Source organism: Trebonia sp. (genome assembly GCF_049794275.1).
Lineage (GTDB): Bacteria > Actinomycetota > Actinomycetes > Streptosporangiales > Streptosporangiaceae > Trebonia.
Genome location: NZ_JBARCR010001040.1, coordinates 1 through 1,834 on the forward strand (window position 1 = coordinate 1; position 1,834 = coordinate 1,834).

Here is a 1,834-nt window from a genome sequence, read left to right on the forward strand (position 1 = left end):
GCCCGACCCCGAGCCGGCCGACCCGGGGCCGACCCGCCGCGACGACTTCCTGTGGATGGCCACCAAGGGGACCAAGTGGTTCCTGCGCCGTTCTGTCGACCTCATTCCTTACCTGCTGTTCATGGCGGCTCGCGAAGCGCTGACCGCGCCGAGGGACTGGGCGTCGGCCGCGTCCGCCACACCGGTCGTGCCCGTCGTGTCAGGTGCCGCTGGCGCCGCTGGCGCCGTTGGCGCCGGGTGGCTGCCGGGAATCGACGAGACACCCGAGCCGGTCACCGAATAGTGCGATAACGGGCAAGCCGGGGCGTCCAGATGCCCCGTGACGCGTGCATTGTCCTGATTCCGGCCCTACGCTTTGATGGCTATGAATGCAGGGGCGGGACGTCGTGACCTGGTTCCGCCGTTGCTGCGGGACAAGGTGTTCCGGCGGTACTGGGGCGCGTCGACGGTCTCGGTGTTCGGCGATCAGGTGTCATCGATCGCGGTCCCGCTCACCGCCGTGCTGGTGCTGCACGCCGGGGCGATAGGAATGGGGTACCTGACCGCGCTGCAGTGGCTGCCCAGCCTGCTGTTCGGGCTGCACGCCGGCGCGTGGGTCGACAAGCGGGGCAAGCGCACCACGATGATCCTCGCCGATCTCGGCCGCACCGTGGCGCTGGCGACCATCCCGGTCTGCTACGCGCTGCACGTCCTGACGCTGGTCCAGGTGTACCTGGTGACGTTCACGGTCGGCGCGCTGTCCGTGCTGTTCACCGTGTCCGACGGGGTGCTGTTCGTGTCGATCGTGCCGCCCGAGCGGTACGTGGACGGGCAGTCGCTGATCTACGGCAGCCGCTCGGCCTCGTTCATGGGCGGCCCGTCCGTCGGGGGGCTGCTCGTTGAAGCGCTCACCGCGCCCTACGCCATCGTCGTAGACGCGCTGTCCTTTCTCGGCTCGGCCTTTCAGCTCAGCCGGATCCGGCCGCCTGAGCCGCCGTCGTCCGACGGCAGCGAGGGGGTCACCGCGGGCCTGAAGTTCATCAGGAGCTCGCCGATCGTGCGGGCATCGCTCACCGGCGTCGCCGTGGTCAACTTCTTCTACTGCATGTTCAGCGCGCTGTTCATGCTCTACGCGGTGCGCGCCCTGGGGGTGCGGCCCGGCGTGCTGGGCCTGGTCATCGGGGCGGGCGCGCTGGGCGGGATGCTCGGCTCCGTGCTGTGCAAGCGGCTGACCGCCCGGCTCGGCGCCGGGCTGGTCTACGTGGCGGGCTGCCTGGTGTTCACCGGGCCGCTCGCGCTGGTGCCGCTCGCCTCCGGCGTGCACGGCGCCGCGGTGCTCGTCATGCTGTTCGCCGCGGAGTTCACCAGCGGGTTCGGCGTGATGGTGCTCGACATCAGCATCGCCGCGATCTTCGCCGTGGTCATCCCGCCTAGCGTGCGGTCCCGGGTGTCCGGCGCGTTCCAGGCCATCAACTACGGCACCCGGCCGCCTGGCGCGCTACTCGGCGGGCTGCTCGGCAGCGTGCTCGGGCTGCGCGAGGCGCTGTGGATCGCCGTGGCCGGCGCGGTAGCCGGCGCGCTGCTGCTGTTCCCGTCCCCGCTGCCCGGCTTCCGGATGCCAGGATAGGCACATGCGCACGATCGCCCTGGAGGAGCACTTCTGGACGGCTGAGCTCGCCGCGCCGGCAGGCACCGGCCCGCTGGCCCGGTCCGACGGGCAGCAGCTCGACGCGGCACTCCGCGACCTGGACAAGGCGCGGATCGCGGACATGGACGCCGCCGGGATCGACCTGCAGGTGGTCTCGCACGCGCAGCCGGCCGCGCAGGGCCTGCCGGAAGCTGACGGAGTGGCGGC

3 protein-coding genes are annotated in these 1,834 nt (G+C 71.3%); all 3 read left to right on the plus strand.

The features are described from left to right. On the plus strand, positions 1-283 hold a 283-nt coding region (locus tag WA805_RS26060), incomplete at its 5' end, for a hypothetical protein (RefSeq protein ID WP_425243669.1). 81 nt (positions 284-364) lie between these two features. After that, on the plus strand, positions 365-1,606 hold the full coding sequence (locus WA805_RS26065) for an MFS transporter (RefSeq protein ID WP_422290399.1): 1,242 nt from the start codon (positions 365-367) through the stop codon (positions 1,604-1,606). A 4-nt stretch (positions 1,607-1,610) separates the two neighbouring features. After that, positions 1,611-1,834, plus strand: a 224-nt coding sequence (locus WA805_RS26070) for a hypothetical protein (protein ID WP_425243670.1), incomplete at its 3' end; no start/stop codon positions are given.